This window comes from Actinoplanes ianthinogenes (assembly GCF_018324205.1).
Lineage (GTDB): Bacteria > Actinomycetota > Actinomycetes > Mycobacteriales > Micromonosporaceae > Actinoplanes > Actinoplanes ianthinogenes.
The window spans coordinates 2,031,073-2,053,852 of sequence record NZ_AP023356.1 but is presented as its reverse complement, the minus strand read 5'-3'; the positions used below and the strand labels follow the sequence as shown (position 1 = coordinate 2,053,852).

Annotated in this window: 21 protein-coding genes and 1 pseudogene; 13 read left to right on the top strand and 9 right to left on the bottom strand. The window is 72.7% G+C overall.

Annotated features, from left to right (window positions below; all coding sequences use genetic code 11):
* The first annotated feature begins 33 nt into the window (after positions 1 to 33).
* On the top strand, positions 34 to 2,940 hold the full coding sequence (locus tag Aiant_RS45560; RefSeq protein WP_229830470.1) for a LuxR C-terminal-related transcriptional regulator: 2,907 nt from the start codon (positions 34 to 36) through the stop codon (positions 2,938 to 2,940).
* Between the two features lie 54 nt (positions 2,941 to 2,994).
* On the opposite strand, the gene Aiant_RS09450 is transcribed toward Aiant_RS45560, so the two are convergent.
* Positions 2,995 to 3,450 carry a hypothetical protein gene (locus Aiant_RS09450; RefSeq protein ID WP_189332379.1) on the bottom strand — a complete coding sequence of 152 codons (456 nt, stop codon included), beginning with the start codon at positions 3,448 to 3,450 and terminating at the stop codon, positions 2,995 to 2,997.
* Positions 3,451 to 3,568: 118 nt separating this feature from the next.
* Positions 3,569 to 5,767, bottom strand: a complete 2,199-nt coding sequence (locus Aiant_RS09445) for a ricin-type beta-trefoil lectin domain protein (protein WP_189332380.1) — start codon at positions 5,765 to 5,767, stop codon at positions 3,569 to 3,571.
* A 163-nt stretch (positions 5,768 to 5,930) separates the two neighbouring features.
* On the opposite strand from Aiant_RS09445, the gene Aiant_RS09440 reads away from it, so the two are divergent.
* Positions 5,931 to 7,001 (top strand): CinY protein, encoded by a 1,071-nt coding sequence (locus Aiant_RS09440; protein ID WP_229830472.1) that lies wholly within the window; start codon positions 5,931 to 5,933, stop codon positions 6,999 to 7,001.
* Positions 7,002 to 7,020: 19 nt separating this feature from the next.
* On the opposite strand, the gene Aiant_RS09435 is transcribed toward Aiant_RS09440, so the two are convergent.
* A complete protein-coding gene (locus tag Aiant_RS09435) occupies positions 7,021 to 7,590 on the bottom strand; it encodes a carboxymuconolactone decarboxylase family protein (RefSeq protein ID WP_189332381.1) in 570 nt (189 codons plus the stop codon).
* 64 nt (positions 7,591 to 7,654) lie between these two features.
* Between Aiant_RS09435 and pdxY the strand changes: the two genes are divergently transcribed.
* Entirely contained in the window at positions 7,655 to 8,506 is an 852-nt protein-coding gene (gene pdxY, locus Aiant_RS09430; protein WP_189332382.1) for a pyridoxal kinase PdxY, read from the top strand.
* Here the strand turns inward: pdxY and Aiant_RS09425 are convergent.
* Entirely contained in the window at positions 8,484 to 9,131 is a 648-nt protein-coding gene (locus Aiant_RS09425) for a PaaI family thioesterase (protein WP_189332383.1), read from the bottom strand. The two genes, pdxY and Aiant_RS09425, sit on opposite strands and share 23 nt — an antisense overlap.
* Before the next feature lie 93 nt (positions 9,132 to 9,224).
* On the opposite strand from Aiant_RS09425, the gene Aiant_RS09420 reads away from it, so the two are divergent.
* A complete protein-coding gene (locus tag Aiant_RS09420) occupies positions 9,225 to 9,656 on the top strand; it encodes a type II toxin-antitoxin system Rv0910 family toxin (RefSeq protein WP_189332384.1) in 432 nt (143 codons plus the stop codon).
* Here the strand turns inward: Aiant_RS09420 and kstR are convergent, their stop codons facing one another.
* Entirely contained in the window at positions 9,657 to 10,277 is a 621-nt protein-coding gene (gene kstR / locus Aiant_RS09415) for a cholesterol catabolism transcriptional regulator KstR (RefSeq protein WP_189332385.1), read from the bottom strand.
* A gap of 109 nt (positions 10,278 to 10,386) precedes the next feature.
* Between kstR and Aiant_RS09410 the strand changes: the two genes are divergently transcribed.
* The 5 genes and pseudogenes from Aiant_RS09410 (at position 10,387) to Aiant_RS09395 (ending at position 14,892) form a co-directional block, all read left to right on the top strand.
* On the top strand, positions 10,387 to 11,415 hold the full coding sequence (locus Aiant_RS09410) for an acyl-CoA dehydrogenase family protein (RefSeq protein ID WP_189332386.1): 1,029 nt from the start codon (positions 10,387 to 10,389) through the stop codon (positions 11,413 to 11,415).
* Positions 11,396 to 12,529 (top strand): acyl-CoA dehydrogenase family protein, encoded by a 1,134-nt coding sequence (locus Aiant_RS09405; protein ID WP_189332387.1) that lies wholly within the window; start codon positions 11,396 to 11,398, stop codon positions 12,527 to 12,529. Before Aiant_RS09410 ends, Aiant_RS09405 begins: the two co-directional genes overlap by 20 nt.
* A 9-nt stretch (positions 12,530 to 12,538) precedes the next feature.
* Positions 12,539 to 13,390 (top strand): annotated as a pseudogene (locus tag Aiant_RS45555) (bifunctional MaoC family dehydratase N-terminal/OB-fold nucleic acid binding domain-containing protein); the annotation flags it as partial.
* Positions 13,382 to 13,750: a hotdog family protein gene (locus Aiant_RS45550; protein ID WP_229830540.1), complete on the top strand. Its 369-nt coding sequence runs from the start codon at positions 13,382 to 13,384 to the stop codon at positions 13,748 to 13,750. The pseudogene Aiant_RS45555 and the gene Aiant_RS45550, both read left to right, overlap by 9 nt.
* Positions 13,747 to 14,892: a lipid-transfer protein gene (locus tag Aiant_RS09395; protein WP_189332389.1), complete on the top strand. Its 1,146-nt coding sequence runs from the start codon at positions 13,747 to 13,749 to the stop codon at positions 14,890 to 14,892. The genes Aiant_RS45550 and Aiant_RS09395 overlap by 4 nt, the downstream gene beginning before the upstream one ends.
* Here Aiant_RS09395 and Aiant_RS09390 read toward each other — a convergent pair.
* The 3 genes from Aiant_RS09390 to kstD all read right to left on the bottom strand — a co-directional run bounded on the left by Aiant_RS09390 (position 14,861) and on the right by kstD (position 17,963).
* Positions 14,861 to 15,382 (bottom strand): GNAT family N-acetyltransferase, encoded by a 522-nt coding sequence (locus Aiant_RS09390; RefSeq protein ID WP_229830474.1) that lies wholly within the window; start codon positions 15,380 to 15,382, stop codon positions 14,861 to 14,863. The genes Aiant_RS09395 and Aiant_RS09390 overlap by 32 nt on opposite strands.
* A 137-nt stretch (positions 15,383 to 15,519) precedes the next feature.
* The gene (locus Aiant_RS09385; protein ID WP_189332390.1) at positions 15,520 to 16,332 is read right to left on the bottom strand and encodes a MaoC/PaaZ C-terminal domain-containing protein; all 813 of its coding nucleotides are present in this window, start codon (positions 16,330 to 16,332) and stop codon (positions 15,520 to 15,522) included.
* Positions 16,332 to 17,963, bottom strand: coding sequence for a 3-oxosteroid 1-dehydrogenase (gene kstD / locus Aiant_RS09380; RefSeq protein WP_189332391.1), 1,632 nt, complete (start codon positions 17,961 to 17,963; stop codon positions 16,332 to 16,334). Before kstD ends, Aiant_RS09385 begins: the two co-directional genes overlap by 1 nt.
* 50 nt (positions 17,964 to 18,013) lie before the next feature.
* Here kstD and Aiant_RS09375 point away from each other — a divergent pair, with 50 nt between their 5' ends.
* The 4 genes from Aiant_RS09375 to dmpG are packed head-to-tail and all read left to right on the top strand — an operon-like array spanning position 18,014 to position 22,212.
* Entirely contained in the window at positions 18,014 to 19,564 is a 1,551-nt protein-coding gene (locus tag Aiant_RS09375; protein WP_189332392.1) for an FAD-binding protein, read from the top strand.
* The gene (locus Aiant_RS09370; protein WP_189332393.1) at positions 19,548 to 20,336 is read left to right on the top strand and encodes a 2-keto-4-pentenoate hydratase; all 789 of its coding nucleotides are present in this window, start codon (positions 19,548 to 19,550) and stop codon (positions 20,334 to 20,336) included. Before Aiant_RS09375 ends, Aiant_RS09370 begins: the two co-directional genes overlap by 17 nt.
* Positions 20,330 to 21,181: an acetaldehyde dehydrogenase (acetylating) gene (locus Aiant_RS09365; protein ID WP_189332394.1), complete on the top strand. Its 852-nt coding sequence runs from the start codon at positions 20,330 to 20,332 to the stop codon at positions 21,179 to 21,181. Before Aiant_RS09370 ends, Aiant_RS09365 begins: the two co-directional genes overlap by 7 nt.
* Complete coding sequence (dmpG, locus tag Aiant_RS09360; protein WP_189332395.1) at positions 21,178 to 22,212, top strand: 4-hydroxy-2-oxovalerate aldolase; 1,035 nt, start codon at positions 21,178 to 21,180, stop codon at positions 22,210 to 22,212. Before Aiant_RS09365 ends, dmpG begins: the two co-directional genes overlap by 4 nt.
* Here dmpG and Aiant_RS09355 read toward each other — a convergent pair.
* Positions 22,172 to 22,780 (bottom strand): hypothetical protein, encoded by a 609-nt coding sequence (locus Aiant_RS09355; RefSeq protein WP_189332396.1) that lies wholly within the window; start codon positions 22,778 to 22,780, stop codon positions 22,172 to 22,174. The genes dmpG and Aiant_RS09355 overlap by 41 nt on opposite strands.

Sequence of the window (22,780 nt, the reverse complement as noted above, 5' to 3'; positions counted from 1 at the left end):
ACCCCGTAGACGCGGTACGCGAGAATGACCCGCGTGTCGAAGCAGCCAGCCACGCCGGGGATCTCGCCCCGGGAAGCCGAGATCCTGGCCCTGGTCGGGGAGCACCGGACCAACGCCGAGATCGGCGCCCAGCTGTTCATCTCGGTGCGCACCGTGGAGACACACGTGTCGTCGCTGCTGCGCAAGCTCGGCGCGGCCGACCGTCGCGAGCTCGCCGACCGTGCCCGGCCGGCACAGCGGTCCGCCGTCCTGCCGGCGCCACTGAGCGCGTTCGTCGGCCGCGTCCGGGAACGCGAGGCGCTGCGCGCGGCGGTCACCACGCGTCGCCAGGTCACCGCGGTCGGGCCCGGCGGGGTGGGCAAGACCCGGCTGGTGCTGTCGGTGGCGGCCGATCTGGGCGGGGCGTTTCCGGACGGGGTGTGGTTCGTCGACCTGGTGCCGGTCACCGACCCGGCGATGGTGGCGGCGGCGGTCGCGACCGCGCTCGGCGTCGGGGAGCAGCAGGGCCGGAGCCTCGGTGACTCGGTGGTGGCGGCGCTCGCCGAGCGGCGGGCGCTGCTGGTGCTGGACAACTGTGAGCATGTGACCGACGGGGTGGCGCCGTTCCTGGAGCGGCTGCTGGCGCGGTGCCCGCAGGTGAGCGTGCTGGCCACCAGCCGGGCGCGGCTGATGGTGCCGTTCGAGTGGGTCTACCCGGTGCCGCCGCTGTCTCTTGGCGGGGCGCCCTCCCGCGACGGGTCGCCCTCCCGTGACGGGTCGCCCTCCCGTGACGGGTCGCCCTCCCGTGACGGGTCGCCCTCCCGTGACGGCTCTCCGTCCCGTGACGGCTCTCCTTCCGGCGACGGCCCTCCTTTCGGTGACGGCTCGCTCTTTCCCGAGGGCGAGCCGGACGCGGTCGCGCTGTTCCGGGACCGGGCTGCGGCGGTGGGCTGGACCATCGAGGGTGAGCAGGTGGCACAGGTCGCCGACCTGTGCCGGAAGCTGGACGGCGTGGCGCTGGCGATCGAGCTGGCCGCCGCGCGGCTGCCGACGCTGGGGCTCGACGGGCTGGTGGCCGGCCTCTCCGACCATCTGCGGCTGCTCGTCGGTGGATACCGGGCCGACGATCGGCACCGGTCGGTGCGGGCGATGCTCGACTGGAGTCAGGCGCTGCTCAGCGGGGACGACCTGGCGCTGCTGCGGCGGATCTCGGTCTTCGTCTCGCCGTTCACCGCCGCCGCCGCTGCTGCCGTGGCCGGGTTCGATCCGCTGGCGCCCGGGCACGTCGCCGACGGCCTGGCGCGTCTCGCCGATCAGAGCCTGCTGAGCGTGACCGCGTCGGCGGGTGGGACCCGCTATCGGGTCCTGGAGACGATCCGGCAGTACGGGACCGAGCAACTCGCCGCGGCCGGCGAGCGGGAGGCCGCGCCGGCCCGGCACCTGCGCTGGTGCCTGGAAGTCGCCGAGGAGCTGGCAGCCTCGGGGGAGGAGGGCTGGCGAGTCAGGTTCGACGCGGTGGCCGACGACTTGCGGGCGGCCCTGAGCTGGGCGGCCGAGCGGCCCGACCGGCGTGCCGACGCGCACCGGCTGGCTCTGCTGCTCGGGCGGCTGGCCTTCGACCGCAACCTGATCGGCGAGTCCCAGCAGCGGTACGAACAGGCCGCCGCCCTCACCGAGGACCCCGCGGCGCTGCGTCTGGCGGCGAGCGTGGCCGCGTGCCGGATGCGCGGCGACGACGCCTACCGGTTGTGGCGGGCCGCTGCCGAGGCGGCCGGCGAGACGCCCGGCGCGGCGCGGGATCTCGCGACCGCGACCACCACGTTCTTCCGGAAGTCCGGGGCCTTCGTCCAGCGCCCGCCGCGCGAGGAGGCGGCCGCGCTGCTCGACCGGGCGCGGGAGCTGGCCGGGGACGACCTCGCCGCGCAGGCCGCGATCGCTCTCGCCGACTGCGCCGCCGCAAGCTACGCGTTCTTCGCCGAGCGGCCCGCGGCGACGCCGAACCAGGGAGAGCGAGCCGCGGCGACGCCGACCGAGGGGGAGCGGGCTGCGGAGGCCGCGGCACGGATGACCGCGCTGGCCGAGCGTGCCGTGGACCTGGCCCGCCGCCTCGACGATCCGCTCGCCGAGTGCGCCGCCCTGTTCTCGCTGATCGGGGCGCGACGCCGCGTGGGCGACGAGGCCGCCGCCGCAGCCGTCGCCCGTCGCCGCGTCGAGCTGCTGGAGCACCTGCCGCTCACCCCGGACATCGCGGACGAGCTGATCGACGCGCTCCTGATCGCCACCGCCACCAGCATCGGCACCGGCGACCTGGTGGCGGCCCACCGCTGGGGGCAGCGGCTCCGCGACCTGCCACTGCTGGCCGAGGCCGGGCACGTCGCGACGTCCCGGCTCCTGATGGCCGACGCCCTCGCCGGCCACGACACCGACGTGCTCGCGGCGAGCGGCCGGTTCCTCGACGGCTGGACGCGGGCGGGCCGCCCGCAGGCCCGCAACTTCGGCCCGGCGGCCGCCGCTGTCGCCCTGGTCCACGATCTGCGGGGCGACCGGGCGGCCCGGGACGAGTGGTTCGCCGTCCTGGACCGGATGGGCGTCACTGCCGAGGACCGGGCCGGTTACAGCCCCGCCTTCGAGGCCATCGCCCTGCTCCACCACGGGGAGCCGGCGCTCGCCCTGGAACGACTGGACGCCCCGGGCGCGTGGCGCATCGGAATCCTGAAGCAGTGGCACGTCGCCCTCCGGGTGGAGGCCGCCGTGCTGTCCGGCCACCCCAAGGCCGCCGACCTGCTGACCGAGACCCGCCCGATGGTCGCCGGGAACCCGATCGCCGGCGCGCTCCTCGACCGGGCCGCCGCCCTGCTCGACGACGATGGGGAGGGCATCCGCGCCACCGCCGCCGCGTTCGAGGCCGCGGGCTGTCCCTACCAGCAGAAACGGGCGCTCCTGCTGGCGGATGCCGGCTGAGAGGGAGGCACCGGCAGGAACGGATGCTCCCGCCGGTGGTCTCGGCGGGAAGGACTACGAAGCGTCCTTCTTCTGGTAGTTCTTCCAGGCGCCGTTGGCGTAGCCGCCGGACGCGAAGCCGCGGCGGACCGTGACCTTGATCCGGTCGATGCCGCCGACCAGGTCCGGGTCGCCGATGGTGAAGCCGAAGCAGCGGATCCCGAAATCGTCGACGGTGTCGTTCGCCGAGCGGGTGGTGCTGTCGATCTTGGTGCTGCCGGCGTAGGCCTCGAAGACGACGCCGGTGAAGTCGGCGCCGGCGAAGTTGTCGTAGACGCAACCGTCGATGCCGGCGGTGCGGTTGTACCAGGTGATCGTGGCGGCGACGTAGTTGGAGCAGGTGCCGTCCCCGATCGGCGGACCGCACTGGTCGACCTCGGAGGTGGCGGCGAAGGCGGCGGTGGGGGCGGCGAACACACCCAGCGCCGCGGCGGCGACACCGGTGGCGACGAGCGTGTGGAACTTCTTCATGCCGAAGGCTCCCTTCGAGGGGAAGAGATGATCTTCCCCGTGAGTGGGCCCATCGGATCATGACCGTCCACCGTGGTCAATGGCCGGACCCCCGGAGAGGGTCCGGCCACCTCAAGGTTTACGGGAAGTTCACGAGGTACGAATTGGTGTTGCTGGAGTTCGCCGCGGCGCCGGTGTTGTTGATGATGTGCGAGATGGTGCCCACCCCGCCCAGCGACACGATCGCCATGTTGTGGAACTTCACCCCGGCGACCGCGGGGACCTCGAAGGCCCGGGCCGACGCCACCGAGTTGTTGACGTTGAAGTAGCAGTAGCTGCCCAGGCCCCAGGCCTCGAACGTGGTGACCCCGGAGGCCACCTTGATCGCCGGGTAGCCGTTGGCCGACCCGTTCATCCAGGCGGCCTGGTTCGGCGGGTCGTACGGCATCTCGTTCTGGAAGAAGATGATCTTCCCGTTGGCGCCGTTCCAGACCACCTCGTTCTTCTGGTAGTGCTCGACGAACAGGCCGGTGGCCAGCACGTTGTCACCGTTGACGGTGAGCCCGTTGTCGGCGGTGTTGACCGTCCAGCCGATCCCGGCGCCGTGGTCGGCCCGCCACGCCCAGGTGTGGTCGACGATCGTGTTGTTGGTGTTCACCACCAGGCTGTTGGTGGCCTTGCCGGCAACCATGCCGCCGATCCGGAAGAACACGTCCTGCACCGTGGCCGGGTTCGCCGCGTGCGACACCGCGGTCTTGGCGAGGCCGACCTTGAGCAGCGTGTCGCTGTTGGTGGTGCCGGCGTCGAAGAGCAGGCCCTTGAGCCGCACGCCGTCGACGTCGGCGACGTCCATCGCGTTGACCCCGTTGTCCGGGATGATCGTCGGGTAACCGATGCCGAGCACGACCGTGTTCGCCTTGGTCACGTGCAGGGTCTGGTTCACGTGGTAGATGCCCGGCGTGAAGAAGACGTTGCAGCCGTTGGCGAGCGCGGTGTTGATCGTCGCGGCGGAGTCGCCCGGCTTCGCCACGAAGAAGGTGCTCATCGGCAGCGAGCTGCCGGGCGTGCTGCCACCCGCCCAGCTCGGCCCGCTGGCGTTGGTGCGCAGCGAGGGCAGGAAGACCCGGTACTTGCCGGCCGAGTCGAGGTACAGGTACGGCACGTCCCGCGAGATCGGCGTGGTGCCCAGCGTGGTGTACCGCGGCCCGGCGGCCGGGTTGGTGTTGAAGTTGTTGGCCGGGGCGCCGTTGGTGCCGGAGAACACCATGTTCCAGTTCGAGCCGCTCCACGAGCCGAGCGTGCTGTCCTTGGTGTACCACTGCTGCTGCGAGGCCGACTCGGCGTTCCCGTCGATCTTCGAGTCGGAGATGTACCCGCCGCTGGCCCAGCCGTAGCTGGCCGGGAAGAGGTTCAGGCCGCCGATCACGTGCATCCGGCGGTACGGCGCGGCCTGCGCCACCGCCCAGCGGTTCGTGCCGCCGAGCGTGTTGATCGACAGGTTCTCGGCCGACCGCCAGAAGTTCTGCGTGGCGTTGCCGGCGTCGCTGGCGTTGAACGCGTCGACGGTGACCGCGCCGTTGATGCGTACGTCGTCGGGGTTCTGCCCGAGCCCGAGGATCGAGGTGTTGAAGCCGATGTTCGCGCCGACCGCGTACGGCGTGGTGCTCGGCTTGAACACCAGCGCGTCGCGCCGGGTGCCGAACTGCGCCGACTGCGTGTCCTTCTGCGCGTTGAACACGCTGTCCAGCGACGACTGGATGGCGGCGTCCGACATCGAGTGGTCGTAGATGTGCACGTTCGGCCCGAAGTCCGGGGTGTCGGAGTAGGTCGGGCAGGTGCCCGGCGTCGTCGTCGTGACGGTGAACTTCTGCGCGCCGGTGCCATTGCAGTCCCAGATCTGCAGGCGGGTGCCGTTGGCGGTGGCGCCGCTGGGTGAGTCCATGCAGCGGCCGGACTGCGGGTTCTTCAGGCTGCCGTCGGCCTGCTGGGTCCACTGCTGCGCGCCGGTGCCGTTGCAGTCCCAGAGCTGGAGCTTGGTGCCGTTGGCGGTGCCGCCGCTGGTGATGTCCAGGCAGCGGCCGATGGTGGTGAGCGCGGTGCCGCTCCACGTCCAGTGCTGGTCGGCGGCGGTGGCCTGGCAGTCCCAGAGCTGGACCGCGGTGCCGTTGACGCCGGTGTCGTCGCCGCTGACGTCGACACATTTGCCGCCCGGCCCGGCGATGGTGTTACCGGCGACGGCGGCTGCCGAGGCGGGGGTGCCGACGCCGAGGGCGGCGATCACCAGCAGCGCCGATGCCGCGATGAGCACGCGGCGGCGTGGTCGAAGGACAACGTTCATGTGCCGTCCTGCCTACGAGGAGGGGAGGGCGCCCTGGGAGAGGGAGAGAGCGCTCTCAGGAAAGTTTCATCAATGTTTCATCGACGTGAATTGCTGTCAAGCAGGGAGGCGCTCATCCGGACGGGGTGGTTCCGGGACGGCGCCGCTCGGGCAGCCTGGACGGATGGGCGGCGAGCGGATGGGACGAGCGGCGGCGGCCCTCGTGCTCGCGATCGTCCCCGGGTTCGGCACCATCGACGGCGGCGGCCAGCACCGGGAACACGAGCGGATCACCCGCGCCGCGGTCGCCTGCCGGACCGCCGCCGAGCACGGCGCCGCGTGCTTCGCGCCACGGTCGATGGACCAGCTCGCCGGCCACGAGCGCAAGTTCGGCGGCGTCGGTTCCCCGGACAGCACCGAGATCTCCGACCCGGCCGCGCACTGCGACGACGCCGACTACCTCGCCGGTGGCTACCCGCGCACCCGCGACCAGGCCACCGCGGCGCTGCTGCGCTGCGTCGACCACCTGCGCGGCCGCTTCACGGAGGCGGTCCGGGCCGCCGGCGGCGTGCTCGACGACGACGGCCGGATCATCGACGCGCAGGTCGATCTCGGCACCGACTGCGAGCTGTCCCCGAAGGCCGAGCCGCGGGCCAAGTGCAAGGCGCTGGAGGCCTTCGGCCGCGCGCTGCACGGCGCCCAGGACTTCTACTCACACAGCAACTGGTCCGACGAGGCCGACCCGGACCGGCAGCCCGGCGCCGACAACCCGCCGGGTCTGGACCTGCCCGCCCCGAGCGCGGTCCTCGACCTGCGTGGCACCGGCAAACCCACGGTGCCCGGCGAACTGTCCACCGGCTGCTTCGTCCTCGACGACAGCATCCCCGGCACCGGAGCCTGCGCGAACCGGATCACCCACGCCGCCCTCAACAAGGACAACGGCATCGTCGATCCGGACACCGGCGACACGACCGATCCCACCACCCCGCGCGGCATCGTGCGCACCAACTTCGCCAAGGCGGTGACGGGCGCGATCGTCGAGACCCGGCACCAGTGGGAGGAGCTTCAGGCCGCCCTGAAGCAGACCTACGGCGCGAAGGAGGGCGCTCTGATCGCGTGCGCCCTGACCCACGACGACCCGGCGGAGTGCCGCGCGCAGAACTCCACCACTGTGCGCCGGGTCCTCGCCGGCAGCGGGATCCTCCTCGCCGGCCTCGGCATCGGGGTCTATCAGCGCCGGAGATCGCGGCGGTGAGCGCGGTCCGGTAGGGTGCTCAGCGCACCTGCGGGATGCCGTACCCCTGCTCGACGATCCGGTGGGCCATCGGCGTGTAGTCCTCGGGCGCCTGGGGCGCGAACGTGCCGAGCCCGTCGACGTAGCGGTTGAACATGCAGAACGCGGCCGCGATCAGCACCGTGTCGTGCAGCTCGACGTCGGTGGCGCCGGTCGCCCGGGCGGCGTCGACCAGCTCCGGGGTGACCGCGCGGCCGGTCTGCTGGACGGCGCCGGCGATCCGCAGCAGCGCCTTCAGCTTCGCCGGGATCGGCGCGGTGTCCAGGTCGGCGCGGGCCTGCGCCACGATCGAGGCGCCGTCGGTGACGTCCGCGGCGGCGTATTGGGCGACCGCGAACGCGGTGTGCGAGGAGCAGCAGAAGACGCACTCGTTGAGGCCGGACACGTACGCCGCGATCAGCTCGCGCTCCGCGGCCGGCAGCGAGTTCGGCGCCCGCAGCAGCACCTCGGCCAGCTCGTTGAGTGGCTTCGCGGTCTCCGGCCGGAACGCCATCGGCCCGGTGATGCCCGGGAAGCTCTTCTCGTCCACGCCGAGATCGATATAGGCCATGCCCCCAGGGTGGCAGCCACCCACCCGGCCGTACATCTTCATCCGTGCTGCCTAGGCTGGGGATATGAAGGTTCTGTCCATCCAGTCGGCGGTCGCCCACGGGCACGTCGGGAACTCCGCGGCCGTCTTCCCGCTTCAGCGCATCGGTGTCGAGGTCGTGCCGGTCCACACGGTGAACTTCTCCAACCACACCGGCTACGGCGCCTGGCGCGGGCCGCTCATCCCGCCGCCGGACGTGGCCGAGGTCCTGCTCGGCGTCGAGGAGCGGGGCGTGTTCCCGGAGATCGACGCCGTGCTCTCCGGGTATCAGGGCGGGGTGGGCATCGGCGACGTCATCATCGACGCGGTGCGCCGGGTGAAGGCCGCCAACCCCGAGGCGGTCTACGCCTGCGACCCGGTCATGGGCAACGCCAAGTCCGGCTGTTTCGTCGCGCCGGAGATCCCCGAGCTGCTGCGCGACCGGGTGGTGCCGGTCGCCGACATCATCACGCCGAACCAGTTCGAGCTGGGGTTCCTGACCGGCACCGAGCCGAGCACCATCGAGTCGACCCTGGCGTCGGCCGACCTGGCCCGGGCCATGGGCCCGTCGACCGTGCTGGTGACCAGCGTGGAGCGGCCCGACCGGCCGGCGGGCACCATCGAGATGCTGGTGGTGGACGGCACGGGCGCGTGGCTGGTGAGCACGCCGTACCTGCCGTTCAAGGCCAACGGGTCGGGTGACGTCACGGCCGCCCTGTTCACCGCGCACTACGTCGCGACCAAGGACGCCGCCCTGTCGCTGGAGCGGACCGTCTCCAGCGTGTTCGACCTGCTCGACACCACCCACCGCTCCGGCGAGCGCGAGCTGCGGCTGATCCAGGCGCAGGAGTTTTACGCCACGCCGCGCATGCAGTTCAAGGCCGAGCGGGTGCGCTGACCTGGCCGAACAAACGCTGGACCTGGTCGGCGCGCAGGCCGACGAAGGTCCCGGTGGCCGTCACCAGGGCGGTGCCCGGGTCGGCCTCGGTGGCGATGACACCGGTCGCGGTCACCCGGCGGCCGTCGACGTCGCGCACGTCGGCGGTCAGCCGCAGCGGCGTCAGCAGCGGCACCGGCGCGTGATAGCCGGTGTCCAGGCGCACGGTCATGCCGGGGTTGCCGGAGGCGACCACGGCATGCCCCAGGATCTGGTCGAGCAGCATGGCGCTGACGCCGCCGTGCGCGAACATCGGCGGGCCCTCGAAGGCCATCCCGAGCGTGCACCGGCCGATCGCCGTCCCGTCCACCACCTCGATGTGCAGCGGCGGCGCGAGGGCGCTGCCCGGGCCGATGACCGGGTTGTACATCCGGATGCCGCCGAGCAGGTCGTCGGCGCGGGACAGGGTGGCGTGGCCGCGCACCCGCTCGCCCAGCCGGTCGATGACGTCGCGGATCTCGGCGGCGGCGCGCAGCAGCTCGCCGGTCGGCGCCTCGGTGGTGGTGGCGTGCTCGACCAGTGTCCGCAGCGCGTCGCCGAGCTCGGTGATGGCCTCACGTCGATGGATCAGAGCCTGTCCCTCCATGACAACAGCATCGCTGCCCACGGCTCGCTGAGCTAGTGAATCAAGTCACACTGCTATAACCTGTTCTAGTTGCTCTACTGGAGGAGGAGCGCGATGGCCAAGGTGACCGTTGAGGCCGATGCCAAGGCGGATCCGCAGCGGGTGTGGGATGTCGTCACGGACCTGTCCCGGGTCGCGGAATGGAACACGATGCACGAGGGCTTCACCGGCGACGTGCCGGCGAGCCTCGGTACCGGCACCACGTATCGGCAGAAGGTCAAGCTGATGGGCATGCCCGCCGAGATGGCGTGGCGGGTGGTCGCGGCGGACGCGCCGGGCCGGCTCGAACAGAACGGCGACGGCCCGATGGGCGTCAAGGCGACGAACCTCTTCGTGATCGCGGCGACCGACACCGGCTCGCACATCACCTACGAGATGGAGTTCGTCGGCCCGGCACTGAAGGGCCCGATGGCCGGCATGCTGGAGAAGCAGGCCGGCGCGGCGGGTCAGCAGGCGCTGGCGAAACTGGTCGCGCTGACGGAGTGATCAGCGCAGGAGCAGACGGCTGGCCAGCTCCAGGTGGTTGATGACGTCGTTCGCCGAGGCGCGGCGGGTCACCCAGGCCACCAGGTTGGACAGCCACACGTCGCCGATGACCCGTGCCTTGGCCCGGTCGTCGGCGGTCGGCTCGCCGTCGTGCATGGCCCGGGTGAACATGTCCTCCATCAGTTGCGCGACCGCGTTGACCTCGGCGCTCGCGGACGGATCGGCGAACATGAAGGCCCGGGTCATCGCCTCGGTGAGCTGCGGCTCGCGCTGCATCGCCCGGGTCACCCGGCTCAGCACGAACTGCATCCGCTCGTGCGGGGTGTCGCCGGGGATCGGCTTGCGCTCCAGTTTCTCCCGGGTCTTCTCCAGCTCCAGGGCCAGGGCGGAGACCAGCAGGTGAATTTTCGAGGGGAAGTAGCGATAGAGCGTGCCGAGGGCGACCTCGGCGCGCTCGGCGACGGTGCGCATCTGCACCGCGTCATAGCCGCCCTTCGACGCCAGCAGCAGGGTGGCCTCGAGGATCCGGCGGCGCCGGTCGCGCTGCGCGGCGGAGCCCTGCTCGGTGTCGAGCGTGCTGCGCGCGGCGCCAATACTGGTATTCGTTCTCGGTGCTGCCATGGTTTACCCCTCGCGGCGCTGTGGTCCTACTCAGCCTAGCAACGGGATGTTGACGGTCTGTTGCGGCCGTCGATGTTCATCCGGAAGTGAAACGTGTTCTAATGGCGGCATGGGTCCGGACTTCGCGCTCGACGACGCGCAGGAGGCGATCGTCCGCCTCGCCGGCGAGGTGCTGAGCGACGATGACGGCTCCCCGCGGCGACTGTGGAAGTCGCTCGGTCAGGCCGGCCTGCCCGGCCTCGCGGTGCCGGCCGAGCTCGGGGGCGCCGGGCTCGGCGCGGTGGCGACCGGCCTGCTGCTCACCGAGATCGGCCGCCACGCCGCGCCGGTGCCGGCCTGGTCCACGTTGTCCCTCGGGGTGCTCCCGGTGGCCCGTTTCGGCAGCTCGCGCCAGCAGCGGGAGCTGCTCCCGCCGGTCCTGGAGGGTCGCGTGCTGACCGCAGCCCTCGGTGATCCGGTGACGGCCACCGACGACTGGCGGCTCACCGGAACCTGCCGCGCCGTCCCCGACGCCGACCAGGCCTGCCGCATCCTGGTCCCGGCGGGCGGGGAAGGAGCCGTTGCCCTGGTGGATCCTGCCGCTCCCGGTGTCACGCTGGAACGCACCCCGACCTCGGCCGGGACTGCCGAGTTCGCGCTGCGCCTGGAGGACGTCGCCGCCGAACCGCTCGGCGACGGCCCGGCCGACATCGAGCGGTTCGCCGTCGCGGGGGCCTGCGCGCTCGGTGACGGCGCTCTGGCCGGCGCGCTCCGGATGACCGCCGGCCACGTGCGCGACCGCCACCAGTTCGGCCGCCCCCTGGCCACCTTCCAGGCCGTCGCCCAGCAGATCGCCGACGTCTACGTCGCCTCCCGCACGATGCATCTCGCCGCCCTGGCCGCCAGCTGGCACCAAGATCAAGACCACGATTCCGGTACGCCCGCAGCCACCGACCTGTGGACCGCCGCCTACTGGCTGAGCAGCGCGGCCCTCCCCGCCCTGCGCACCTGTCACCACCTGCACGGCGGCCTCGGCCTGGACGTCGCCTACCCACTGCACCGCCACACCGCCCTGGTCCGCGACCTGGTCCGGCACCTCGGCGGCGCGGAGTACTGCCTCGACCGGCTGGGAGGCCACGGTGTTCATCGACCTGACTGAGGACCAGCTGGCATTGCGGGCGCGGCTCCGGGCGTACCTGAATCGGGTGCTGGATGAAGCGGACCGTGCGGTGATGCTGCGGCAGAGGCACGGCGAGGTTTTCCGCGGTCTGGTCCGGCGGCTGGGCCGCGACGGGTGGCTGGGCCTGGGGTTTCCGGAGCGGTTCGGGGGCGGTGGGCTCGGGCCGGTCGAGCAGCAGATCTTCGTGAACGAGGCGGCCCGCGCCGACGTGCCGCTGCCCGCCGTCACGCTGCAAACGGTGGCGCCCACGCTGCTCGCGCACGGCACGAGCGAGCAGCGGGAGTTCTTCCTGCCGCGGATCCTGGCCGGGGAGATTCACTTCGCGATCGGCTACACCGAGCCGGAGGCCGGCACCGACCTGGCCGCGCTGCGGACCCGGGCGGTGCGCGACGGCGACGCCTACCTGGTCAACGGGCAGAAGGTGTTCACCACCGGCGCGCACGACGCCGACTACCTGTGGCTGGCCTGCCGCACCGACCCGGACGCGCCACGGCACAAGGGGCTGTCGATCCTGATCGTCGACACCACCGATCCCGGCTACTCGTGGACGCCGATCATCACCTGCGACGGCGCGCACCACGTCAACGCGGTCTACCTCAACGACGTGCGGGTGCCGGTGAATCGCCTGGTCGGCGTGGAGAACGAGGGCTGGCGGCTGCTCACCGCGCAGCTCAACCACGAGCGGGTGATGCTCGGTCCGGCCGGGCGGTTCGGCGCGTTCCTCGATCGGGTCGGTGCCTGGGCCGTCGGGCACGACACTCCGGACGTGCGCCGCGCGCTGGCTCGCGCCGAGGCCTGCCGCCGGGTGAACGAGCTGCTCAACTGGCAGGTCACCGGCGGCGAGCCGAACGTGGCGGACGCCTCCGCCACCAAGGTGTTCGCCTCGGAGCGGCTGCTGCGGATCGGCCAGGAGCTGGAGGAGGTGGTCTGGCGGCACGGCGACCCGGCCGACCCGGCCACCGCCGGCCTGCTGACCTGGCTGGACGTGCAGGCCAAACGCAACCTGGTGCTGACCTTCGGCGGCGGGGTCAACGAGATCCAGCGGGAACTGATCGCGTCGGCGGGCCTCGGCCTGCCCCGGGTGCCCAGGTAGGGGGGCGGGATGTCCGAGACCATCGAGGCGGCCGCGCGGCGCATCGCCGAGGCGGGGCTGTCACCGGCGCGGCCGGCGCGGGACCCGGTGAACCGGACGGCGATCCGGGACTGGCTGGCCGCGATCGGGGACGCCAACCCGGTCTACGAGCGGGACGGGGTGGCACCGCCCGCGATGGTGCAGGTGTGGACGATGCGGGGCCTGCGACCCTCTACTCCCTCCCCCGATCCGTTGCACGACATGTCGGCGGCGCTGGACGAGGCCGGTTTCACGTCGGTGGTGGCGACCGATTGCGCCCAGACCTATCACCGCTACCTGCGCGACGGGGAGACCGTCGCGGTCCGCAGCCGGCTGACGAGTGTGGCCGGGCCGAAGCGGACCGCGCTGGGGGAGGGCTGGTTCGTCACCACGACGAGCGTCTGGGAGGTGGCCGGTGAGCCGGTGGCCGAGATGAGCTTCCGGGTGCTCAAGTTCCGCCCCGGCGTCGCCGACCAGGTGCGATCGGCGCCCCTCCGGCCGGTGATCAGCCCGGACACGTCGTTCTTCTGGGCCGGGGTCGAGGCCGGTGAGCTGCGCATCCAGAGCTGCGGTGAGTGCGGGACGCTGCGCCACCCGCCCGGCCCGGCCTGTCCGGCGTGCGGCGCCCTCAAGCCCTCCTACGTGGTGGCGGCCGGCACCGGGACCATCCACAGCTACGTCGTGCACCACCATCCGCCGCTGCCCGGACGCCGGTCACCGGTGACGGTCGCGCTGGTCGACCTGGACGAGGGGGTGCGGATGGTGGCCGAACTGCGCGGGCTCCGGCCGATCATCGGGGCGCGGGTCCAGGTGGGGTTCGCCGACGGGCTGCCGGTGTGGCGGCCGGTCGGTGTGGACCTGCCGTCCTGGGAACTCGTGGTGACCCCGACGGTGATCATCAGTACCGCGCTGGCCACCCGGGACTTCCAGGACGTGCACCACGACCGGGACGCGGCGGTGCGGCGCGGCAGCCGGGACATCTTCCTGAACATCCTGGCCACGACCGGGTTCGTGCAGCGCTACGTGACCGACTGGGCCGGGCCGGAGGTGACGCTGCGCGGCATCGCGATCCGGCTCGGGACACCGTGCTACGCCTACGACACGCTGACCTTCAGCGGGCACGCGCGCGGCGACGAGGTGACGGTCGCCGGGCGGACGGCGGCGGGCGAGCACGTCTCCGGCGTCGTGCGGATGGCGTCATGATCGCCCGGGCCGCGGCGATCGCGGGGATCGGGGCGACCGAGTTCTCCAAGGACTCCGGGCGCAGCGAGTTGCGGCTCGCGGTGGAGGCGGTGCGGGCGGCGCTCGACGACGCCGGCCTGCGGCCGTCCGACGTCGACGGGCTGACCACGTTCAGCATGGACGACACCGCGGAGATCGCGGTGGCCCGGGAGATCGGCGCGGGTCCGCTGACCTTCCTGAGCCGGATAGCGTACGGCGGGGGAGCCGCCTGCGCGGTCGTGCAGCAGGCGGTGCTCGCGGTGACGGCCGGAATCGCCCGGACGGTGGTCTGTTACCGCGCGCTGAACGAGCGGTCCGGCCGCCGGTTCGGGCGGGCCTCGGTGCCGCCCGGGCCGGACGCGAGCTGGCATCACCCGATGGGACTCGCCACGCCGGCGGCGCAGGTGGCCATGGTGGCCCAGCGCTATCTGCACGACTACGGCGCGACGACCGACGACTTCGGGCGGGTCACCGTGGCGGCGCGGCGGCACGCGGCGACCAATCCGGCCGCGTGGTTCCACGGGCGGCCGATCACCCTGGCCGACCATCGGGCGTCACGCTGGATCGCCGAGCCGCTGCGGCTGCTCGACTGCTGCCAGGAGAGCGACGGCGCGGTCGCGCTCGTGGTCACCTCGCTCGAGCGCGCTCGTGACCTGCGCCGGGCGCCCGCCGTGGTGTGCGCGGCCGCGCAGGGCAGCGCGCCGGACCAGTTCGTGATGACCAGTTATTACCGGGACGACCTCGCCGCGCTGCCGGAGATGGGGGTGGTGGCGCGGCAGCTGTGGGAGCAGTCCGGGTTCGGGCCGGCGGACGTGCGGGCCGCGGTGCTGTACGACCACTTCACGCCGTACGTCCTGATGCAGCTGGAGGAGCTCGGCTTCTGCGGCCGGGGCGAGGCGCGGCACGTGATCGCGGAGGACCGGTTGCCGATCAACCCGCACGGCGGGCAGCTGGGGGAGGCGTACATCCACGGCATGAACGGGATCGCCGAGGCGGTCCGGCAGGTCCGCGGCACCGCCGTGAACCAGGTCCCGGGCGACGGCCCGGTGCTGGTCACGGCCGGCACCGGGGTACCGACCAGCGGCCTGATCCTCAGCGGAGTTCGCCCTCCAGCAGGCCCATGATGTGCACGTCGCGCCACTGCCCGTCGCGGCGGGACGCCTGGCGCAGCCGGCCCTCGTCGACGAAGCCGACCTTCTGGTAGACGTGGTGCGCGGCGTCGTTCCCGACCACGACGGTCAGCCAGATCCGGTGCAGGCGCATCTTGTCGAAGCCGTACCGGCAGGCGGTCCGCATCGCGTCGGTGGCGTATCCCTGCCCCCAGTACTCCTTCTCGCCGAGGTAGATGGTGAGTTCGGCGTTCCCGGTCTCCGGCTCCGCACCCTGCAACCCGACCAGCCCGATCAGCTTGCCGTCCTTGCGGCTCTCCACCCCGAACAGCGTGTCGCCGTAGGCGTTGCGCCCCCGCTCGGCGAGGAACTTCTCGACGGTCTCCGGCGTCTGCGGATAACCCTCCACCATGAACCGCATGACGTCCGGGTCGTGATTCCACCGCCACAGCGAGTCGGCGTCACTCACCCGCATCGCCCGCAGAACCACCAGTTCACCCAGCACGTTCACAAACCCTCCCGGAACCACCATGATCAACCGACGCGCCAGCGTATCGACCCGGAGCCGACCCGTCGCGGCAATTCCGCCCGCGCGTGCTCACCGCCCGCCGTCCCGGTGACAGCGGCGGACCGGAAGGGGGATCAGCGGAGGGTGACGACGGCGTCGGAGAGGGCCGGGGCGTCGTTGCGGTCGGCGACGGTGGCGGTCAGCAGCAGGCGGTCGTCCTCGTACCAGATCCGGGTGCGCAGCGTCTCGCCCGGATGGACCACCCCGGCGAAGCGGGCCTGATAACCGGCGACCCGGTCCGGCTCCCCGCCGACGGCCGCTTTCAGGACCATGCCGTAGGTGCAGAGGCCGTGCAGGATCGGGCGGCCGAACCCCGCGCGGGCCGCGAACGCCGGGTCGACGTGCAGCGGGTTGCGGTCGCCGAGAAGCCGGTACCAGAGGGCCTGCCGCGGGTCGGTCGGCGTGAGCACCTCGGCGTCCGGCTCGCGGTCCGGCATCGGCACCCGGGTGTCCGGGCCGCGATCCCCGCCGAATCCGCCCGCGCCCTTGACGAAGATGCTGATCCGGCTGGTGAACAGCTCGGTGACCGTCTCGGTGACGACGACCGCCGCGCTGCCCTTGTCGTGCACCGCGACGATCCGGGACCGCGCCACGCACCGGCCCTTCACCGGGATCGGCCGGTGGATCTCCAGCTCCTGGCGGCCGTGCACCACCCGGGTCAGGTCGACGTCCACGCCGGGCATCGTCACCGACGGCGGCGCGGTGTCGCGCAGCGTGGTCGCCACGGTGGCGAAGGTGGGCAGCACCCCGCACAGCGCGTCCTCGTAGACGTAGGACAGCTCGTCCGCGCCGATCGCCAGGTGGTAGAGCAGCACGTCGGTGCTGTCCCAGCTCAGGTCGCGGCTGGGCAGCTCGGCGCCGACCGCGGTGTCAGGGTCGATGGGCATCAGTTCTCCCCGGCGAGGTCGAGGGCCGCGAGGTAGCCGAAGGTCAGCGCCGGCCCGAGGGTGGCGCCCGCGCCGGCGTAGCTGCGCCCCATCACCGCGGCGCTGACGTTGCCGGCCGCGTACAGCCCGGGGATGGCCGTGCCGTCCGGCCGCAGGACCCGGGCCCGTTCGTCGGTGCGCAGCCCACCCTTGGTCCCCAGGTCCCCGGGCACCATCCGGAACGCGTAGAACGGCGGCCGGGCCACCGCACCCAGGCACGGGTTGGGCCGCTGGCGCGGGTCGCCGTAATACCGGTCGTACGCCGAGTCCCCGCGCCCGAAGTCGTCGTCGTGCCCGCGCGCCGCGAACTCGTTGAACCGCCGCACCGTGTCCCGCAGCGCCTCGGCCGGCACGCCGATCCGCCAGGCCAGTTCGTCGAGGGTGTCCACCCGATGCGCGATCCCGGCCGCCAGCCATCGCTTCGGCAGCGGTGTCCGCGGCCCCCGCCCGGCGAACAGATATCGGTCCCGGTAGGTCTGGTCGGCCACCAGCCAGGCGGGCAGCCGCACCCCCGGGCCGAGCATCGCGTGCACTGCGTCCACATAGGGCGCCGCCTCGTTGACGAACCGCCGCCCGCTGCTGTCCACCATCAGGCAGCCCGGCTGGTTGCGCTCGGCGAGGCAGAAGTACGGCCCGCCGGTGAGCGGTATCGACGGTCCCCACCACGCCTCGTCCATCAGGTCGAGCGCCGCCCCGAGCCGCTCACCCGCCTCGATGCCGTCCCCGGTGTTCCCGGTCGCCCCGACGGTCCACTCCACCCCGAGATCGTGATGTTTCCGGCGCATCGGCTCGTTGTGCTCGAACCCGCCGCAGGCCAGCAGCACCCCTCGCCGCGCGCGAACGACCCGGGAGCCCGCGTGCACCCCGGCCACCCGCCCGTCCTCGACGAGCAGCTCGGTCATCGGCGTCCCGAGCCGGACCTCGACGCCCGCCGCGCGCAGTCCGGCCCGCAGCCCGGCCGCGAGTGCCTGCCCCATGGTCAGCGTCCGCCGCCGCGACACCCGGGCGAGCAGCCCGCGGACGGCGAGCCGGGCCGCGGTGCGGACCGCCCGCGGATGCCGGGTGCCCAGTGCCAGCCAGCGATAGTCCACCTGGGTCACCGACACACCATCAGGAGCTTTCCGGTACGGCGCGGCAAGCGTCCCGAGGTCCGCCCCGACGAGCCGGGTGTCCAACGGCCGCGGCTCGATGCTGCGCCCTCCCGCCCGTCCCCCGGGCGCCTCGGGGTAGTAGTCCGGATAACCGGGCACCCAGGCGAAGTCGAGCGGCGTGTGCGCCCGCACGAACGCCAGCATCGCCGGCGCCGCCGCCAGGAAGGCGTCCCGCCGCTCCGGCGCCACGTCCGGCCCGGCGACGTGGGCGAGATAGTCCCGCGCGTCCTCGGCGCTGTCCCGCACCCCGGCCCGGCGCAGCACCTCGTTGCCCGGCAGCCACAGGCCACCACCCGATCGCGCGGTAGAACCACCATACGTTCCGGCCTTCTCCAGCACGATCGCCCGCAGCCCGTGGTGCGCCGCCGTCAGCGCCGCGACCAGGCCGGCGCCGCCACTGCCGACCACGACCAGGTCGAACTCGTCTTCCGTCACGGTCACTAGAACAGGTTATAGTTATCGAGCATTGAGCACCACTGATCGGAGGTGCGATGACGTCATCCGCGGCCGAGACGGCCGACGTCGTGGTGGTCGGCTTCGGCGCGGCCGGGGCGTGCGCCGCCATCGAGGCCGCCGACGCGGGCGCCCGCGTGCTGGTGCTCGACCGGTTCGGCGGCGGCGGGGCCACCGCCATCTCCGGCGGGGTCGTCTACGCCGGTGGCGGCACCCGGCAGCAGCGGGCGGCCGGGGTGGCCGACACCCCGCGGGAGATGGCCGACTACCTGCGTGAGGAGGTCGGTGACACGGTCTCGGCCGGCACCCTGCGGCGGTTCTGCGAGCAGAGCGCCGGGATGCTCGACTGGCTGGCCGGGCTCGGGGTGCCGTTCGACGCGCGGCTCTGCCCGTACAAGACGTCGTATCCGACCAACCGTCACTACCTCTACTTCTCCGGCAGCGAGACGGCGTTCGGCCAGTCGGCGCCACGCGGTCACCGGGTGCTGGCGCGGGGGACGTCCGGGCGGGTGCTCTTCGCGCGGCTCGCCGACGCCGTGCGGCAGCGTGGCGTCGTGGTGCTCGCCCAGACCCGGGCCGAACGGCTGATCACCGACGCCGCCGGGCGGGTCACCGGGGTCGAGTGCCGCACCCTGGCGGGATGGGCGCGGCCCGTGCATCGGGTGCTGCATCGCTGGTCGGTCAAACCGGGCCTTTACCTGCCGGGACTGGGACGCGCGCTGCATCGGCCGGTCGCCTGGCTGGAGAGGCGGTACGCGCGCCCGCTGCGGATCGCGGCCGGCCGCACCATCCTGTGCGCCGGCGGGTTCGTCTTCGACCGCGCGATGATGCGTGAGCACGCGCCGGACTACCGGGGCGGGCTGCGGCTGGGCACGCCCGGCGACGACGGCTCGGGCATCCGGCTCGGCGTCGCGGCCGGCGGCTCCACCGCGCACCTGGACCGGGTGAGCATCTGGCGGTTCCTGAGCCCGCCGGCGGCCATGCTCGACGGGCAGCTGGTCGACCGGGACGGCAGGAAGGTCGGTGACCTGTCCCGGTACGGCGCCGCGGTCGGCGAGGCGATCCTGCGCTCACCCGGGGCGCGGGCGTGGCTGCTGCTCGACGCCGCCACCCTCGCCCGGGCCCGCCGTCAGCTGTGGTCGCAGACGCTGTGGTTCCAGCGGTGGCAGGCCCTGTGGCTGCTCACCTTCGGCAAGGTCACCGGGGCGACGCTGGAGGACGTCGCCCGGCGGGCCGGCGTCGACCCGGCCGGGCTGATCGCGACGGCCGGGGCGGCGACCGGGCTCCCGCCGTACGCCATGCTCGATGTCTCGGTCCGGAACCGGACCGCCCTCCCCGCGCCGATGCTCACCCTCGGGGGTCTGCGGGTCGACGAGGAGACCGGGCGGGTGCTGGGGGTGCCGGGCCTCTTCGCCGCCGGGCGGACCGCGGTCGGCATCTGTTCGCGCAGCTATGTGAGCGGCCTGTCGCTGGCCGACTGCGTCTTCTCCGGACGCCGGGCCGGGCGCGCCGCCGCCGCTGCCGTCCTCTCCGGGCGCCCCGGCGCCGCGGCCCACGACCTGGGAGGTCACCATGCTGACCGAGGCTGACCGGCTCGCGCTCGCCGACTGGCTGCGGGTCGCCGAGCGGGACCGCAAGCCGATCCCGCCGCTGGTGCGCGAGTGGCCGGACCTGACCGTCGCCGACGCCTACGCGATCCAGCTCGCCAACATCCGCCGCCGGGACAGCGAGGTGGTGGGGCACAAGGTCGGGCTGTCGTCGAAGGCGATGCAGCAGATGATGGGCGTCGACGAGCCGGATTACGGGCACCTGATGGCCGACATGCGGCTGTCCGAGGACGAGCCGGTCGACGCGTCGCGCTACTGCTACCCGCGGGTCGAGATCGAGGTGGCCTTCCTGCTCGGCGCGGACCTGCCCGGCGCGGACTGCACCGAGGCGGACGTGCTGGCGGCGACCGAGTTCGTCGCGCCGTCGATCGAGCTGATCGACAGCCGGATCGAGGACTGGACCATCAGCCTGGCCGACACGATCGCGGACAACGCCTCGTCGGCCGGGTTCGTGGTCGGCGCCGGGCGGGTGCCACCGGGGGAGATCGACCTCCGGGGGATCGAGGCGGTGCTGCTCGCGGACGGCACGCCGGTGGCGCGGGGGCGGTCCGACGCGGTGCTCGGCGATCCGGTGACCGCGGTCGCCTGGCTGGCGCGGACGGTCGCCGGTTTCGGGGTGCGGTTGCGCGCCGGCCATCTGGTGCTGCCGGGCGCGTGCACCCGGGCGATCGACGTGCACCCGGGATCGTCCTACCGCGGGATCTTCGCCGGGCTCGGCGAGGTGCGGCTGTCCTTCGCGGGCGACCGATGCTGACGGCCGCCATCGTCGGTTCCGGCAACATCGGCACCGACCTTCTGCACAAGCTGAGGCGCTCGGCGACGATCGAGCCGCGCTGGATGGTGGGCATCGACCCGGACAGCCCGGGACTGCGCCGCGCAGCCGATCTCGGCCTCGCCACCAGCGCGACGGGCGCCGACTGGCTGCTCGCCCAGGACCCGCTGCCCGACCTGGTCTTCGAGGCCACGTCGGCGGCGGTGCACCGGGCGGCCGCGCCGCGATACGCCGAGGCCGGGATCCGCGCGATCGACCTGACGCCGGCGGCGGTGGGGCCGCTCGTGGTGCCCGGGGTCAATCTGCGGGACCATCTCGGCGCGCCGAATCTCAACCTGATCACCTGCGGCGGGCAGGCGACGATCCCGATCGTGCACGCCGTCTCCCGGTGCACCCCCGTCAGCTACGCCGAGATCGTCGCCACCGTCGCGTCCCGCTCGGCCGGGCCCGGGACCCGCGCCAACATCGACGAGTTCACCCGCACGACCGGCCGTGCACTGGCGGTGGTCGGCGGTGCGGCCCGGGGCAAGGCGATCGTCGTGCTGAATCCCGCCGATCCGCCGCTGGTCATGCGGGACACGGTGTTCTGCGAGATCGGCCCGGACGCGGACGCCGACGCGATCGGTGAGTCGATCGTGGCGATGGTCGCGGCGGTGGCCCGTTACGTACCCGGATATCGCCTGCTGAACGAGCCGCAGTTCGATCATGGAAGGGTGGCGGTGTTCCTGGAGATCTCCGGTGCGGGAGACTTCCTCCCGAGATATGCCGGCAACCTGGACATCATGACCGCGGCAGCGGCTCGTGTGGGTGAGGAGCTGGCGGCATGAGCATCGACATCCGGATCACCGACTCCTCGCTGCGGGACGGCTCGCACGCCAAGCGCCACCAGTTCACCGTCGGCGAGGTCACCGCTGTCGTCGCCGCCCTGGACGCGGCCGGCGTCCCGGTGATCGAGGTGACCCACGGCGACGGCCTCGGCGGTTCGTCGTTCACCTACGGCCTCTCCCGCACCCCGGAACAGGAGCTGATCAAGGCGGCCGTCGCGACCGCCTCGCGCGCCAAGATCGCCTTCCTGATGCTGCCCGGGATCGGCCTGTTCGACGACATCCGCGCGGCCGCCGCCAACGGCGCCACGGTCTGCCGGATCGCCAGTCACTGCACCGAGGCCGACATCACCGAGCAGCACTTCGGACTGGCCCGCCGGCTCGGCCTGGAGACCGTCGGCTTCCTGATGATGGCCCACTCCCAGCCGCCGGAGGCGCTCGCCGCCCAGGCCCGGATCATGGCCGACGCCGGCTGCCAGTGCGTCTACGTCGTCGACTCGGCTGGGGCGCTCGTGCTCGACCAGGTCGGCGACCGGGTCGCCGCGCTGGTGGCGGAGCTCGGCGAGGACGCCCAGGTCGGCTTCCACGGCCACGAGAACCTCGGCCTCGGGGTGGCCAACTCGGTCCTCGCCGTGCGGGCCGGCGCCAGGCAGATCGACGGCAGCACCCGCCGGTTCGGCGCCGGCGCCGGCAACACGCCGGTCGAGGCGTTCGTCGGTGTCTGCGACAAGCTCGGCATCCGCACCGGCGTCGACTTCTTCGCCATCGTCGACGCGGCCGAGGAGGTGGTGCGGCCGGTCATGCCGGACGAGTGCAAGCTCGACCGGCTCGCCCTGATCATGGGGTACGCCGGGGTCTACTCCAGCTTCCTCACCCACGCCTTCACGCTGGCCGAGCGCTATCGGGTCTCCGGCGCCGAGATCCTGGTCCGGGCCGGACAGCGGCGACTGGTCGGCGGCCAGGAGGACCAGCTGATCGACATCGCGGTCGAGCTCAGCGCGTCGGCAGCCGGCGCCACCCGGGACCCGTCCTGAGCGGCCGGCGGCCGGCGTGCGGCCACCACGGCGCGAGCTGCTCGAGATGCTGCTGGAAGGCGTCGGTGTAAGCCTTCTCCAGCGGTTTGAGGGCGTCGAGGTCGACCAGGTCCAGCGGGAGGTTCATGCCGGCGTCGTCGGTGAGCGGCGGGCTCTTCCAGGCCTCACGCATCGCGCCGCCCGCGACCCGGCGCAGCTCCGCGATCAGCTTGCTGTAGGCGACCCCGACGGTGGCCGACTCGGCGTCGATCCAGGTCTCGTAGAAGGTGAGCTTGCTCTGGATCTCGCGCAGGATCTCGGAGAGGCGCACCCGCTCGGCGGCGGCGTCGTCGTGGCGGCGCCGGCGGATCGCGTACGGCATGTTCTTGTACTGCGAATACGCCTGGAACGCCTCGGCGAACAGGGTGCGCTGCCGGGCGCGCTCCTCCTCCCGGCTCTTGCGACGGGCGGTCCAGACGGCGAGCAGGGCGCCGGCCGCCGCGGTGACGATGGCGGCGATCAGGGCCCACGGGATCGTGGCGGCCGCCCCGTCCGCAGCCTCCGGCACCGGGAGGGAGATCGGATTCAT